Annotated in this window: 15 protein-coding genes; 7 read left to right on the forward strand and 8 right to left on the reverse strand. The window is 33.9% G+C overall.

Annotation, left to right across the window (positions count from 1 at the left end; all coding sequences use genetic code 11):
• Positions 1 to 2 precede the first annotated feature (2 nt).
• Complete coding sequence (locus tag RMR09_RS11015) at positions 3 to 185, reverse strand: CAL67264 family membrane protein (protein ID WP_310595853.1); 183 nt, start codon at positions 183 to 185, stop codon at positions 3 to 5.
• Between the two features lie 49 nt (positions 186 to 234).
• A complete protein-coding gene (gene holA / locus RMR09_RS11020; protein ID WP_310595854.1) occupies positions 235 to 1,236 on the reverse strand; it encodes a DNA polymerase III subunit delta in 1,002 nt (333 codons plus the stop codon).
• A 63-nt stretch (positions 1,237 to 1,299) separates the two neighbouring features.
• Here holA and RMR09_RS11025 point away from each other — a divergent pair, with 63 nt between their 5' ends.
• The 3 genes from RMR09_RS11025 to RMR09_RS11035 are packed head-to-tail and all read left to right on the forward strand — an operon-like array spanning position 1,300 to position 3,644.
• A complete protein-coding gene (locus tag RMR09_RS11025; protein ID WP_310595855.1) occupies positions 1,300 to 1,755 on the forward strand; it encodes a type I restriction enzyme HsdR N-terminal domain-containing protein in 456 nt (151 codons plus the stop codon).
• Positions 1,756 to 2,757, forward strand: coding sequence for a glycosyltransferase family 2 protein (locus RMR09_RS11030; protein ID WP_310595856.1), 1,002 nt, complete (start codon positions 1,756 to 1,758; stop codon positions 2,755 to 2,757).
• A 53-nt stretch (positions 2,758 to 2,810) separates the two neighbouring features.
• Positions 2,811 to 3,644, forward strand: a complete 834-nt coding sequence (locus tag RMR09_RS11035; RefSeq protein WP_310595857.1) for an OmpA family protein — start codon at positions 2,811 to 2,813, stop codon at positions 3,642 to 3,644.
• Between the two features lie 91 nt (positions 3,645 to 3,735).
• On the opposite strand, the gene RMR09_RS11040 is transcribed toward RMR09_RS11035, so the two are convergent.
• The 3 genes from RMR09_RS11040 to RMR09_RS11050 form a co-directional block, all read right to left on the reverse strand.
• Positions 3,736 to 4,356 (reverse strand): L-threonylcarbamoyladenylate synthase, encoded by a 621-nt coding sequence (locus tag RMR09_RS11040; protein WP_310595858.1) that lies wholly within the window; start codon positions 4,354 to 4,356, stop codon positions 3,736 to 3,738.
• 201 nt (positions 4,357 to 4,557) lie between these two features.
• Positions 4,558 to 4,845 (reverse strand): GIY-YIG nuclease family protein, encoded by a 288-nt coding sequence (locus RMR09_RS11045; RefSeq protein ID WP_310595859.1) that lies wholly within the window; start codon positions 4,843 to 4,845, stop codon positions 4,558 to 4,560.
• A gap of 227 nt (positions 4,846 to 5,072) precedes the next feature.
• Positions 5,073 to 7,409 (reverse strand): UvrD-helicase domain-containing protein, encoded by a 2,337-nt coding sequence (locus tag RMR09_RS11050; protein WP_310595860.1) that lies wholly within the window; start codon positions 7,407 to 7,409, stop codon positions 5,073 to 5,075.
• Positions 7,410 to 7,726: 317 nt separating this feature from the next.
• Between RMR09_RS11050 and RMR09_RS11055 the strand changes: the two genes are divergently transcribed.
• A complete protein-coding gene (locus tag RMR09_RS11055; RefSeq protein ID WP_310595861.1) occupies positions 7,727 to 8,185 on the forward strand; it encodes a hypothetical protein in 459 nt (152 codons plus the stop codon).
• Positions 8,186 to 8,191: 6 nt separating this feature from the next.
• On the opposite strand, the gene RMR09_RS11060 is transcribed toward RMR09_RS11055, so the two are convergent.
• A complete protein-coding gene (locus RMR09_RS11060; RefSeq protein WP_310595862.1) occupies positions 8,192 to 8,959 on the reverse strand; it encodes a TSUP family transporter in 768 nt (255 codons plus the stop codon).
• A 257-nt stretch (positions 8,960 to 9,216) separates the two neighbouring features.
• Here RMR09_RS11060 and RMR09_RS11065 point away from each other — a divergent pair, with 257 nt between their 5' ends.
• Both RMR09_RS11065 and RMR09_RS11070 read left to right on the forward strand, forming a co-directional pair.
• A complete protein-coding gene (locus RMR09_RS11065) occupies positions 9,217 to 9,738 on the forward strand; it encodes a hypothetical protein (RefSeq protein WP_310595863.1) in 522 nt (173 codons plus the stop codon).
• A 109-nt stretch (positions 9,739 to 9,847) separates the two neighbouring features.
• Positions 9,848 to 10,459 carry a hypothetical protein gene (locus tag RMR09_RS11070; RefSeq protein ID WP_310595864.1) on the forward strand — a complete coding sequence of 204 codons (612 nt, stop codon included), beginning with the start codon at positions 9,848 to 9,850 and terminating at the stop codon, positions 10,457 to 10,459.
• 249 nt (positions 10,460 to 10,708) lie between these two features.
• Here RMR09_RS11070 and RMR09_RS11075 read toward each other — a convergent pair whose 3' ends face one another.
• Both RMR09_RS11075 and RMR09_RS11080 read right to left on the reverse strand, forming a co-directional pair.
• Complete coding sequence (locus RMR09_RS11075) at positions 10,709 to 11,257, reverse strand: DUF1697 domain-containing protein (protein ID WP_310595865.1); 549 nt, start codon at positions 11,255 to 11,257, stop codon at positions 10,709 to 10,711.
• Between the two features lie 60 nt (positions 11,258 to 11,317).
• A complete protein-coding gene (locus tag RMR09_RS11080) occupies positions 11,318 to 11,767 on the reverse strand; it encodes a YhcH/YjgK/YiaL family protein (RefSeq protein ID WP_310595866.1) in 450 nt (149 codons plus the stop codon).
• 81 nt (positions 11,768 to 11,848) lie between these two features.
• Between RMR09_RS11080 and RMR09_RS11085 the strand changes: the two genes are divergently transcribed.
• On the forward strand, positions 11,849 to 14,392 hold the full coding sequence (locus RMR09_RS11085) for a DUF559 domain-containing protein (RefSeq protein WP_310595867.1): 2,544 nt from the start codon (positions 11,849 to 11,851) through the stop codon (positions 14,390 to 14,392).
• The last annotated feature ends 103 nt before the right edge of the window (positions 14,393 to 14,495 follow it).

Raw genomic sequence — 14,495 nt, forward strand, 5'->3', positions numbered from 1 at the left:
AACTATACGCGTCCTTTTAACGAACTAAAAACCCAGGCATTAGCTAAAAAACCAATTCCTACAGCGGCAAATCCCCAACCTGCAACATCGTCATATCGAAAAGCGCCTAAGCCTATCAATAACAACCCCATGATAATCATTAGTAAAGTAGCCCATCCTAAAATGGTATTTTTATTCATTCCCATAACTTGTGGTATTTTATTTTTTTGGTCGTGCAAATATCTAAATTTAGTGCTAATTAAAAATTTTATACAGCATTTCTTTTAACAAATCTGATTGTGTCATAGTAGCGCCTACTCCTTTACTCTTGACATCTATATCTCTCAAGGAAGCAATAATTTGACTCACTTTTTTCATAGGGTAATTTTTCAAAGCCACATCATAATCCTTCAAAAAATAAGGACTTACTCCTAAAACAGCTGAAACATTTTTTGGGTTTCTATCTTTCAATCCATGGTATTTTAGGATTTTTACAAAAAAACCAAAAACAGTACTTGTAGTAACGACCAATGGATTTGCCTTAGGATTATTTGCAAAATAGTGTGCAATACGAAAGGCTTTGGCTTGATTGCGTGAACCCAATGCATTCAGCAATTCAAAATTATTAAAGTCCTTACTGAAACCGATGTTCTCTTCAATATGTTGGGGATTAATGGTACTTCCAACAGGAAGAATAATCTGTAATTTTTCTAATTCGTTATTAATTTTACTCAAATCGGTTCCTAAAAACTCGACTAACATCGCAGCCGCTTTAGGCTCAATCGAATATTTTTTACCCGCTAAAACCCGTTTAATCCAATCGCTAACTTGATTTTCATATAGTTTTTTACTTTCGTAAACGAGACCTTTTTGAGACAATAATTTGGTGGCTTTCTTACGTTTATCCAAGGTCTTGTATTTGTAGCAAAATACTAAAACAGTCGATTCCATTGGATTTTCAGCATAACTTTCAATCTTATCAATAGTACGGGATAATTCTTGCGCTTCTTTTACAATAACCACTTGTCGTTCTGCCATCATTGGATAACGCTTGGCAGTAGAAACTATATCATCAATTGACACGTCACGACCGTACAAAACGGTTTGGTTAAATCCTTTTTCTTCTTCAGACAAAACATTTTGCTCAATGAAATCAGATAATTTATCAATATAATACGGCTCTTCACCCATCAAAAAATAGATTGGTTTGATGTTTCCTGCCTTGATGTCATTTACAATTTTTACTACTTCGTCCACAAAAAGTTGTTTTGGTTATGCGTTTATTCGGAAAATTGAATTTTAAAATAGTAATTTTGTTGTATGCAACAATTGAATTTTTCATCCTATTCTTTCCGTTTCAAAAATAGCGAAAATAAAGTGTCTATTTTTGATGCTATCCGGAAAAAATTTATAATTCTTACTCCCGAAGAATGGGTGCGCCAACACGTAGTTCAATTTTTAATTGCTGAAAAAAACTATCCAATATCATTAATTAATGTTGAAAAAGTTTTAAAAGTCAATGGTTTGCGAAAAAGATATGATGTTGTAGTATACAATTCAGATGGTTCCATCTTTATCTTAATTGAATGTAAAGCACCCGAAGTGACCATTTCTCAAAGTACTTTTGACCAAATAGCTCGGTATAATATGACTCTAAAATCGGATTATTTAATGGTAACCAATGGTTTGAATCATTACTTTTGTCAAATGGATTTTGAAAATGAGAAATACCAATTTTTACACGAATTACCCAATTACCAATCCAATACAATTTAAATGAAAGTAGCTGTTGTTATTCTTAACTGGAACGGAAAACAATTACTAGAGCAGTTTTTGCCTTCAGTGGTTCAGTTTTCTAAAGAAGCTACTGTATATGTTGCAGACAATGCTTCTACAGATGATTCTGTTGCTTTTGTTAGCGCTAATTTTCCAACGGTTTCAATAGTCGTTAATTCTACCAATACCGGCTATGCAGGTGGCTATAACGAAGCATTACAGCACATTGAAGCTGATATTTATGCTTTAGTGAATTCGGATATTGAAGTAACTGAAAATTGGCTACAGCCAATAATTAATACTTTTCAAAACGAGCCTACAACTGCCATTATACAGCCTAAGATTTTAGACTTCAAAAATAAAGACTATTTTGAATATGCTGGTGCTGCAGGAGGCTTTATTGATCAATACGGTTATCCATTTTGTCGCGGACGTATCTTTGATACGCTAGAAAAAGACAACGGACAATACGATTCCAATCAAGAGATTTTTTGGGCATCAGGTGCTTGTTTTTTTATTAGAAGTGCCGTTTATAAAGAATTAAATGGGTTTGACACTTCCTTTTTTGCACACCAAGAAGAAATCGATTTGTGCTGGAGAGCAATCAATAAAGGGTACTCGATACAATACCTATTTGAATCCAAAGTGTACCATGTTGGAGGGGCAACTCTACAGCAAGGCAATCCAAAGAAAACAGAATTGAATTTTAGAAATTCATTATTGATGTTAACCAAAAACCTCCCAGAGAAAGACCTCTACAAAGTACTTTTTATCCGAATGGTTTTAGACGGAATTGCTGGAATTCAGTTTCTTTTGAAAGGTAAATTCAATCACTTTTTAGCTATTTTAAAAGCACATGCTGCTTTTTACTCACGCTATTCCGAAAATTTCAAAAAGAGAAGTGATTTTCAACGATCAGAATACTATATCACAAAAAGTATCGTTTATAGTTACTTCGTAAAGAAAATTCGTTTTTTTAACGATTTAATTATGTTCAAATAAATTATAAAAACTAAATTTGCTACAAATCAAATAATCCAATAAAATCATCATTTATGAAAAAAGTTGTAATTGCTTTATCAGTATTGGCGCTTTTAAGTTCTTGTATTTCTAAAAAGAAATATGCTGAGCTAGAAGCTAAAAACAAAGAAACTCAAGATTTATTAAACACATGTACTGTTAAATTAAATTCTTGTTTAGAAGAAAAAGCTGCATTATCAGCTACTGCGGTTGCTCTAAAAGACCAAAATAAAAACTTAATGGAGACTTCTAAAGAAATGGCAGTTTTGTCAACTAAAGGAGCTCAAAATATTGAAAAAGCATTAGAATCTATCAAAGAGAAAGATTTAAAAATTAGCAGAATGCAAGATGCTTTAACCAAAAAAGACAGCGTAACATTAGCAGTAGTTACAAGTTTAAAAAGTGCTGTTGGTTTGTCTGATCCGGATATCGAAATCAATGTAGAAAAAGGAGTAGTTTTCATTTCTATTGCTGATAAATTATTATTTAAAAGCGGTAGCTATGAAGTAACTGACAAAGCAAAAGGTGTTTTAGCTAAAGTAGCTAAGGTAATCAATGACAAACCTGATTTTGAATGTATGGTAGAAGGACATACAGATAATGTTCCTTTTGCAGGAAGTGGTATTTTGCTTGACAACTGGGATTTGAGCGTAAAACGCTCTACTTCAATTGTACGTGTATTAACTAACAGCTTAGGTGTTAAACCTTCTCAATTGATTGCTGCTGGTAGAAGTTCTTATGTGCCATTAGTAGAAAATAATTCTGCTGAAAACAAAGCTCGTAATAGAAGAACTCGTATTGTGGTATTGCCTAAAATTGACCAATTCTACGAAATGGTAGAAAAAGAAATGAAGAAACAACAAAAATAATTTTGTTCTCATTACATAAAAAAAACGTCTTGAATATCAAGACGTTTTTTTTATGTAAAATTTTAAAATACAATTAGTTATACATAACAATCTAAAGTATATCTAAATCTCCTTTTCCTTCCCTAATAACAATCGGTTCATGTCCGGATAAATCAATTATGGTAGAAGCTGTATTATCTCCATATCCTCCATCAACAACCATATCTACAAGGTTCTGCCATTTCTCAAATATCAATTCTGGATCAGTTGTATATTCAATAACATCATCCTCATCATGAATAGAAGTCGATACAATAGGATTTCCTAATTGGCGGACTATTTCTAAAGCAATGGAATTATCCGGCACACGGATACCCACAGTAGTTTTCTTTTTGAATTCCTTTGGCAAATTCGTACTTCCTGGTAAAATAAAGGTATAAGGACCTGGTAACGCTCTTTTTAAGATTTTAAAAGTAGCCGTGTCAATTTGCTTCACATAATCAGATAAATTACTCAAATCGTGACAGATAAATGAAAAATTAGCTTTCTCTAATTTCACTCCTTTAATTCTAGCAATGCGCTCTAAAGCCTTTGTATTGGTAATATCACACCCCAAACCATACACCGTGTCGGTTGGGTAAATGACTAAACCACCCTCTTTCAAGACTTTTACCACTTTGGCAATAGCCGCTTCACTCGGTTTATCTGGGTATATTTTTATAAATTCAGCCATAGTTTAATAATTATTTAATTTTTTGACACATTTTTTGCTCCACTTCGCTACACAAAAAACACTCGAACTGACGAGTAAATTCAATTTCACATTAATTATCTTTTATACCCGTCACTTCGAGTGATTTTAAATAGAAATGCGATAGCTTTTTTATTTAAAATTGTATCGAGAAGCTTTATTATAGATAGTATCTTTAATCTATCAAAATTTCTTTTTAGCTAAGTTAGGAAGTTTGTCAAACTCTTCATTAATCAAAGCTTCTTTTTTAGCTCTAGACCATTTTTTAATTTTTTTCTCAGTTTCTATTGCAAAATTTATATCCGTAAATTCACAGTAGTAAACTAATTGTACTGGTCTTTTGTTTGCGGTATAACAATCGGGATAAAATGCTATTTCATGCTGAAATATACGTTGAGTCAAGTTACTAGTTACACCAGTATAATAGGAATTATCAGCGCATTTTAGAATATATACGAAAGACTGTTTCATTATATCTGTCTTTAAAAGGTTCTCGATACATTTTTTGTTCCGTTTCACTACACAAAAAACACTCGAACTGACGAGTAAAATAAATGTATATTTAGTAGTTTAAAACAAACGTCACTTCGAGTGATTTTTATAAAATGCGTTAGCTTTTTATAAAAATTGTATCGAGAAGTTTTGTTTCGCTTCGCTACACAAAAAACACTCGAACTGACATAAAGAATATAAATTTATTACCCAATAATCTCCAATTTCGCGAAGCGAAGTAACAATTTTTTAATCCCTCCTACTTCAAAACGAATTTCAGCTTTTCTATCCGCACCAACACCCTCCATATTGATTACTTCGCCTTTGCCAAAACGTTCGTGCATCACGATATTTCCAGCCACTAATTTATTATCAAATAAATTGGCATTGCCAGAATTAGGAGCATTTCCTGCTACTGGTTTCAGTCTACGAATTGGACTATCTGGCTTAGGTTCATTATCCGTAATGTATTTAGGAGGCGTTCCTGATACCGGTTTGGCTAATCGTAATTTGGATATGTCCACATCACCAAAAATATCACTATCAATCATTGGTTTATAGCGATAATTCGATTCGGCAGGCGTTAAATATTCTAAATATTGTCCGTCAATTTCTTCAATAAATCGAGAAGGTTCACTATCCGTTAGTTTTCCCCAGCGGTAACGTGATTGCGCATAAGTCAAATAGGCCTGATGCTCCGCGCGAGTCAAAGCTACATAGAACAAACGACGTTCTTCTTCCAACTCCGAACGAGTACTCATACTCATCGCACTCGGAAACAAATCTTCTTCCATTCCCACTACAAACACGTGTGGAAACTCTAGTCCTTTGGCTAAGTGAATTGTCATCAAAGCCACACGGTCTTCGTCACTGGTATCTTTATCTAAATCAGTAGCTAAAGCCACATCTTCCAAGAATTCAGACAAGGCACCACGCGCACCATCAATTTCTTTTTGTCCTTCAGTAAAATCCTTGATACCATTAAGTAATTCTTCAATGTTTTGGATTTTAGTCATTCCCTCAGGTGTAGCGTCTTTCTTCAATTCTTGCACTAAGCCTGTTTTCTTTGCTACATGATCGGTAATGTAAAACGCATCTTGGTTTTCGTTGATAATCTGAAAACTCTTGATCATATTCACAAAATCAGTCAATTTTTGTTTAGTACCTGCATTCAATTTCAAGTCGATTTTATCGATGTTTTGCATGACTTCAAAAATCGAACGCTTATAATGATTGGCTGCAATGGTCAACTTTTCGACGGTAGTATCTCCTATTCCTCGAGCGGGATAATTAATCACACGAATCAAAGCTTCTTCGTCTTTAGTGTTGATGATCAAACGCAAATAACACAGAACATCTTTAATTTCTTTTCTTTGGTAAAAAGACAGTCCGCCATAAATTCGGTACGGAATATCGCGTTTACGCAAAGCATCTTCCATAGCACGCGATTGTGCGTTGGTACGGTACAAAATAGCAAATTGTCCATTGTTCAACTGGTTGTGCATCTTTTGTTCAAAAATCGTACTCGCAACAAAACGCCCTTCTTCGGCATCAGTCAAACTGCGATGTACTTTTATTTTGGGACCAAAATCATTGGCAGTCCAAACAATCTTATCCAACTTGGTTTTATTCTTGTCGATAATAGTATTCGCCGCCTCCACAATATTTCGTGTCGAACGGTAATTTTGTTCCAAACGAAAGGTTTTTACATTATCATAATCCTTCTGAAAATTCAAAATATTATTAATATTCGCTCCTCGAAACGCGTAAATACTTTGCGCATCATCTCCTACCACACAAATATTTTGGAATTTGTCTGACAAAGCACGCACAATCAAATATTGAGAATGATTCGTATCTTGGTACTCATCCACCAAAATATACCGAAAACGGTTTTGGTATTTGGCTAATATTTCTGGGAAACGAGTCAATAACTCATTGGTTTTCAATAATAAATCATCAAAATCCATGGCTCCTGCTTTGAAACAACGCTCGACATAATTTTGATAAATTTCGCCCAAACGCGGCTTTTTGGACATGGCGTCGGCTTCTTGTAATTCGGGATTATTGAAATACGCTTTTACAGTAATCAAACTATTTTTATAGGTCGAAATACGACTCAACACTTGTTTTGGCTTGTAAATATCGCGATCCAATTGCATTTCTTTGATAATCGACGAAATCAAACGCACCGAATCCTGAGAATCGTAAATGGTAAAATTGGAAGGATAGCCTAAATGTTCGGCCTCAGAACGCAAAATACGCGCAAAAACCGAGTGAAAAGTTCCCATCCAAAGATTCTTAGCTTCACTAGCTCCAACGATAGACGCAATACGATTTTTCATTTCGCGTGCCGCTTTGTTGGTAAATGTCAATGACAGAATATTGAAGGCATCAATTCCCTGTTGCATCAAATACGCAATTCGAATAGTCAACACACGGGTTTTACCAGAACCTGCCCCCGCAATGATAATCATTGGGCCGTCTTTTTGAAGTACGGGTTCGCGTTGCGCTTCGTTCAGTTGATCAATATAGTGCTGCATTGGAAATTTATATTATTAAAAGCAAAAATAGGCATTTCGAATGAGGTTTTGAATAGCAAAAAACTAAGAATATATAAATTTATTAACCATTTGGCTAAACCGCAAATTCACAAATTGTAACTCCGTTTAGAAAATAAATGTATATATTTATTCCATTATAATTTTTGATTATGAAAAAAATAATTCTTTCCGTGATGCTATTAGTCATAGCAGCTTCTTATTCGCAAGTACTAACTGGAAAAGTTCCTGGGGTTAATTTTTTAAAACCCTATTCTATGAATGATTCCATAATAAGAGTGGTTTAAAGTAAACCTCGATTGAATTTTACTAAAAAACCAGCAGTTTATATTAATGGAACTTTAATGAAAAAAATGAATCTTTTCGCTATAAACCCAAATGGAATTGAATCAATGAATGTTGAAAAAGGTGAAATTGAAATTGACCATATTAAATACTATGAAAAGATTTTTATTAAGACAAAAGACAATTATAATTTCAGCCCTATTCCTTTAATTTCTTTAAATAATTTAAAAGCAAAATATCTAAGTTCATTAATCGGTTCTGTAATTTTCCAGATTGACAATGAACAAGTAATTGCTGATTACGATGAATATTTAGTAAATGAAAAAAATATTTTAAAAATAATTGTAGAAGATTTTGAAAATGAGAAAGAGAAACTAAAATTACACTTCGTAAAATTAGTTACAAGAACAGAAGAAAATGTTAAACGGGCAAATGAAATAATTATTCGAGGAGAAAAAATGAAGCATCTTTAAATTAAATTACTTACAAAAAACATCGTATCCAAAACGAATTAACGTCCCAATCACCACCACCAAGAAGAAGATTCGAATAAAGTTATTCCCTTTATTGATAGCTAGTTTAGCGCCTAAAAAACCACCTAGCGCATTGCTAAATGCCATCGGGATAGCAATAGCCCAAATGATTTTTCCTTTGATAAAAAACAAACAAATCGAACCAAAATTGGTTGCTAAATTCACCATTTTAGCATTGGCAGAGGCATGTAAAAAATCAAAGCCCATCAAGGCGATAAACGCCACTACTAAAAAACTCCCGGTTCCAGGACCGATAAAACCATCATACAATCCCACTACAAAACTGATGCTTATAGCATTGATTAGTTGTCTTTTCGAGGAAATATTCTTTTCTATTTGTTGACCGAAATTTTTCTTGGCATAGGTATACACCACTAAAAAAGAAAGTACTACTAACAAAATAGGTTTCATGAAATCATTACTCACATAAGTCAATAAAGTAGATCCTAAAAATGCCGATGGAAAAGCTAACAGCATCATAATGGATAACAATTTCCAATTCATATCTACTTTCTTCAAGTATTGGTAGGCCGCAAATGAGGTTCCGCTAAAAGCAGGGATTTTCAAACTACCTACTACCGTTGAAACAGGTAAATTAGGTAACAAAATCAATCCCATTGGGGTTTGAATTAATCCACCACCGCCTACAACAGCATCAATAAATCCTGCAAAAAAGGCAGCAAAACACAATAAAATAATAATATAATTTTCCATAATGGATTGGTTCAAATTATTTTTAAATATCCTTTTGCGTCACTTCGAGTGATTTTAAAAGAAATGCGTTAGCTTTTATTTTTAAATTGTATCGAGAAGTAGTAAGTATTTTATAGGTTCTCGATACATTTTTTGCTTCACTTTGTTACACAAAAACCACTCGAACTGACGTATTAGAAATTAATTGTTAGGCGAAAAAATCTTTCGTTGCACAATCAAAAAGCGTATTTTTGTGTTTCAAAAATAGAAAAAAACAAATGGAAACAGTCAAAATACTTGAAATCCTTGGATATACTCTCCCTTCTTTAGTAACAGGTGGTGTTGCTTATTTTTTATTTGATAACTATTTCAAAGATCAAGAGAAAATTCGTCGTTGGTTATTACAAAAAGAAAACAAAAAAGACCTTTTACCCTTGCGTTTACAAGCTTACGAACGATTGACCTTGTTAATGGAACGTATTCATCCAGCACAAATACTATTGCGCAACACTCCTGTTTCCAATGATAAAAACGAATATGAGAATTTTATTATTGACCAAATCCAACAAGAATTTGAACACAATTTAAGCCAACAAATTTATGTTTCTGGCGAATGTTGGTCCATTATTCAAACGGCTAAGAATGCTACAATTCAAATGATTCGAATTGCCGCTCAAAACGAAAAAGTACAAACCGCTGCTGATTTAAGAGAATTTATAGTGAGTAGTTTGGTGGACAAAACGGCACCTACTTATGCTGCCTTAGATTTGATTAAGCAAGAAGTGGGACAGTTGTGGTAGAATAAAATAATTTGTTATATTTGAAACGCCCTGTAACTGCACTTTGATCCCAATCGAAATTCCTTTACAGATTTATTTAAAACAACTCATAAAACCTATGTTAGAAATTATGAAAAAATATATTCTAATACTAATTTTATTAGTTTTCTGTCAATCTTGGTCACAAGAATGGAAATCTCCAGAATATCAAAAAAAAATGTTTGATGAAGCAAAGGAACATCTAAAAAATTTAGAATATTCTAGTGCTGCAGGAGTCTTTCAGTTTGTAAATGAATTAAATCCAAATAATGATTTAGGTAAAATCGCTAAAATAAAATCCGATTCCTTAAAACCAATTGCTAGGATAAAGTTAATAGAAAGCATTAATGGAAAATGGAAACTTAAAGAAACTGGTTCAAATTGGGGATTCGAAAATTACAAAGATTCTTTAAATGATAGGATATTAATCATAAATAAAAATAAATTCCTGTTTTACGACCAAAATAAAATAACAAAAGAATTAAAATTGATTAAACAAGAAGGTATAAAGTTTTCTAAAAGTATGCATGAAAGTATTTATTCATATGAATTTGTATTTTCAGACAATCAAATTTGGTGGTTTGGTATTAATAAAAACAATGGTACGCTAAGACAGATGAATACGGGGGAAGAAACTCAACTTGGAAGAACGGAAATTGTTTGTGGGAACGCTGAATTGATTTACATAAAAGTAGAAGATTAAAATAACACTTTAACTTTACCCTCGTTGCCGCACGAAATGAAATTCAGCGAAGCTAATTCCTTCGCGTGGTAGTTCAAAAAATATCATCCCTACGGGACTCTTGATTCTACTTATTTTATTACCAATATTTTGCTCCTAACGGAGCAAGTATCATAAAAAAATATATGGTAACACCTAATCGCGTAGCGATGCAATAGTGGTAACAGGTATCAAAATAAGAAACATTGTCCCGTAGGGACAAGATATTGGTTAATCAAACGCATTATACATTTCCAACAACTGCGTCACCGTATTCCAATTGCGAATAGTCGCCGTAACATTGAGTTTTTTCTCAATATACTTTTGATCCAATCTTGTTTTTCCTGCTCCTACAGCATACTTAATATAGATTCTATTGGCGTCAATATGAGCCTCATCGGGTTTCACTTGACTCATTTTTAAATCATTAATCGAGTCGTTTCGTAACCCAATCGACACAAAAGCCACGTACAATTTTTTGGTATCCAAGTCTTTTTCTTTCAAATAGGGATTGTTTGCCAAACACCCTTCTAAATCGGTTTTTGCAATCACTACTACAGGTACTTCATGACCAAAGGCTTTGAATATTTCTTGTTTGATCAGGAAACCTACTTTAGCAGAATTTTCTTCTTCAGTCGTTACAAACACATTCCCTGATTGAATGTAAGTCGTCACATTTTGAAAACCGATGTTTTCCAAAGTGGTTTTTAACGACTCCATTTTAATCATATTGTGTCCAGAAACATTGATGCCACGAAGTAAAGCGAGATGAGTTGTCATAATAATTTACGATTTGCGATGGTAGATTTACGATATTGGATCCCGAAGTTTCGGACCAATTTATTGAATTAAGACTTTGATCACTACTTTCTTCACTTCGGAAGCCGATCCTGCTTGAACGCAAGGTTGGTGTAAATCATCTGGAAAGAAGATGGTAAACATTCCTTTTGAAACGCGCACTAAAGAAGTAGCTCCTTCATAAAAAGTATAATCTTTTTCTTCATTTTGTTCCAGAATTGTTTGATTGCTTTTGGTAGTTACTCCCATCAATTCTTCGCCACGAATCACATACTGAATATCAATGTATTTTTTATGACTTTCTAGTTTACATTCGATCAGGGGTTTGGTTTGGTATTCTTGTACCAAGGCAAAAATAGTATCGTCTTCGATATCGTGTTTACCTGAAGGAATTGCTTCTAAGTCAGTATGTAGTAAAAAGTCAAAGCCTTTAGCAATTCGTTTAGAAATAGAATTATATAGATGGGAATTTTCAAGAGTGTCGAGTATCATTGTGCTGGGTTTAATTTTTTTCAAATATATCATTTTCAAACGCTATTTTCTAGTTTCCAAACAAAAAACTATCTTCGCAGTATGCAGCAAAATCTTCTACAAACTCCAATAGAATACCTTAAAGGCGTGGGTCCCAATCGGGGCGAACTCTTGCGTAAGGAATTGGGGATTTTCAAGTATGGAGATTTAGTTAATTTCTTTCCGAATCGCTACATAGACAGAACGCGTTATTATAAAATTAACGAGTTGCAAAACACCGTTTCTGAAGTCCAAATTATTGGAAAAATCATCCATATTAAAACGGTGGAATTTGGCAAAAACAAAAAACGGTTGGTCGCTACTTTTGTGGATGATACAGGCCAAATGGAATTGGTTTGGTTCCAAGGTCACAAATGGATTCGAGAAAGTTTAAAGTTGAATGAAGTCATCGTTATTTTTGGAAAATGTACTTCGTTTAATGGAACGTTCAACATGGCACATCCCGAGATGGAAATGCTTAGCGAACACCAAAAAAACTTACGTTCAGCCATGCAAGCCATTTATCCTTCTACCGAAACTTTGGCAAATCGAGGTGTTTCGAATAGGGTAATCATCAAAATGATGCAGCAATTATTTCTAGAAACACAAAATTTGTTTTCAGAAACCTTGCCCGACTATTTGCTGGACGAATTAAAGCTAATTCCTAAGAAAGTAGCCTTATTCAATATTCATTTCCCTAAAAGTTCAGAAGCTTTGGCGAAAGCCCAATTCCGATTGAAATTTGAAGAACTATTCTTTATTCAGTTGCAATTAATTACCAAAAACCTGATTCAGAAACACAAAATAAAAGGACATCCTTTTACCAATGTCGGACATCATTTCAATGATTTTTATAAAAACCATTTGCCTTTTGAGCTAACCAATGCCCAAAAAAGAGTGATTAAAGAAATCCGCACCGATATGGGAAGTAACGCTCAAATGAATCGGTTATTACAAGGTGATGTAGGTTCAGGAAAAACCATTGTAGCCTTTATGAGTATGCTTTTGGCAATTGACAACGGCTATCAAGCGTGTTTGATGGCGCCTACCGAAATATTAGCCAATCAGCATTTTTTAGGACTCTCTGAATTGGCGAAGACTGCCAATATCAATATTCAATTATTAACAGGTTCAACCAAAACTGCTGAACGAAAAAAAATCCATGAAGCACTGGAAGACGGAAGTTTACATATTCTTATCGGAACCCATGCTTTATTAGAAGACAAAGTGCAGTTTAAGAATTTAGGATTAGCCGTTATCGATGAGCAACATCGCTTTGGCGTAGAGCAACGTTCTAAATTGTGGAAAAAGGCCTCCCCTGACCCCTCCAAAAGAGGGGAAACCGAAAGTGTCTTGAAAAAATATCAAACGGCAAGGCCTTCAGTTTACACACTTTTAAAAGAGCTTAAAAACGAAAATAAAAAAAAGAGTACCCAAGCCGAAAATATTCTTTGGGAATGTCTTAGAGATAAAAATCTAAATTTCAAATTTAGAAGACAACATATTATAGATATTTTTATAGTTGACTTTATTTGTTTGGAAAAAAATTTAATTATTGAAGTTGATGGTGGTTATCATAATACCACAGAACAGAGAGAGGCAGATGAATTAAGAACTACAATATTAAATGAGATTGGTTTTAAAGTAATTCGTTTTACTAACGAAGAAGTAATTCACAATACTGAAACTGTTTTAAAAAAAATAACCTCAATCTTGGAAAGCCTCCCTTCTGGGGAGGTTGGTGGGGCTATAATACCGCCACATGTTTTAGTGATGACTGCCACTCCTATTCCGCGTACGTTAGCCATGAGTTTGTATGGAGATTTGGATATTTCAGTCATTGACGAATTACCTCCAGGACGAAAGCCGATTCAAACCGTACATCGATTTGATAGTAATCGACTCAAGGTATGGAAGTTCTTAAAAGACGAAATCGCTTTAGGCAGACAAATTTATATTGTGTATCCATTAATTCAGGAATCAGAAAAAATGGATTTCAAAGATTTGATGGACGGTTACGAAAGTATTTCACGTGATTTTCCATTACCACAGTATTCCATTTCTATTTTACATGGTAAAATGAAACCTGCTGATAAAGATGCCGAAATGAAGCGCTTTGTCGAAGGAAAAACGAATATTATGGTAGCTACAACAGTGATTGAAGTTGGTGTTAATGTTCCCAATGCCAGCGTGATGATTATTGAAAGTGCCGAGCGTTTTGGTTTATCTCAACTGCATCAATTGCGCGGTCGTGTGGGACGTGGCGCTGAACAAAGTTATTGCATCTTAATGACGAGCCACAAATTGAGTTCGGATAGCAAAACCCGTATGGAAACTATGGTGAGTACGAATGACGGTTTTGAAATTGCCGAAGTCGATTTGAAATTACGTGGTCCAGGCGATTTGATGGGAACGCAACAAAGCGGTGTTTTGAATCTTCAAATAGCCGATATTGTAAAAGACAGAGATATTTTGATGCTAGCTAGAAATTATGCGATAAAATTACTCCGAGACGATACTAGTATGCAAAAACCGGAACATGCTACAATGCGAAGTGTGTTCATCGAAATGACCAAAAAGAAAAATATTTGGAATTATATTAGTTAATATCTGTATTGACTAGGCATAGATTAAAAATAATAACTTTAAGTTAGCTTAAAATTAATTCCAATGTTCTAAATTTGTCAATTGCGTTAAAATGACACTATAA

The organism is Flavobacterium sp., assembly GCF_031537875.1.
GTDB lineage: Bacteria > Bacteroidota > Bacteroidia > Flavobacteriales > Flavobacteriaceae > Flavobacterium.

Excerpts from the sequence above, each read along its gene's own strand:
- RMR09_RS11015 (WP_310595853.1), bottom strand. The coding sequence starts at position 185 with ATGGGAATGAATAAAAATACCATTTTAGGATGGGCTACTTTACTAATG.
- RMR09_RS11025 (WP_310595855.1), top strand. The coding sequence starts at position 1,300 with ATGCAACAATTGAATTTTTCATCCTATTCTTTCCGTTTCAAAAATAGC.
- RMR09_RS11030 (WP_310595856.1), top strand. The coding sequence starts at position 1,756 with ATGAAAGTAGCTGTTGTTATTCTTAACTGGAACGGAAAACAATTACTA.
- RMR09_RS11035 (WP_310595857.1), top strand. The coding sequence starts at position 2,811 with ATGAAAAAAGTTGTAATTGCTTTATCAGTATTGGCGCTTTTAAGTTCT.
- RMR09_RS11040 (WP_310595858.1), bottom strand. The coding sequence starts at position 4,356 with ATGGCTGAATTTATAAAAATATACCCAGATAAACCGAGTGAAGCGGCT.
- RMR09_RS11045 (WP_310595859.1), bottom strand. The coding sequence starts at position 4,845 with ATGAAACAGTCTTTCGTATATATTCTAAAATGCGCTGATAATTCCTAT.
- RMR09_RS11050 (WP_310595860.1), bottom strand. The coding sequence starts at position 7,409 with ATGCAGCACTATATTGATCAACTGAACGAAGCGCAACGCGAACCCGTA.
- RMR09_RS11060 (WP_310595862.1), bottom strand. The coding sequence starts at position 8,959 with ATGGAAAATTATATTATTATTTTATTGTGTTTTGCTGCCTTTTTTGCA.
- RMR09_RS11065 (WP_310595863.1), top strand. The coding sequence starts at position 9,217 with ATGGAAACAGTCAAAATACTTGAAATCCTTGGATATACTCTCCCTTCT.
- RMR09_RS11070 (WP_310595864.1), top strand. The coding sequence starts at position 9,848 with ATGAAAAAATATATTCTAATACTAATTTTATTAGTTTTCTGTCAATCT.
- RMR09_RS11075 (WP_310595865.1), bottom strand. The coding sequence starts at position 11,257 with ATGACAACTCATCTCGCTTTACTTCGTGGCATCAATGTTTCTGGACAC.
- RMR09_RS11080 (WP_310595866.1), bottom strand. The coding sequence starts at position 11,767 with ATGATACTCGACACTCTTGAAAATTCCCATCTATATAATTCTATTTCT.
- RMR09_RS11085 (WP_310595867.1), top strand. The coding sequence starts at position 11,849 with ATGCAGCAAAATCTTCTACAAACTCCAATAGAATACCTTAAAGGCGTG.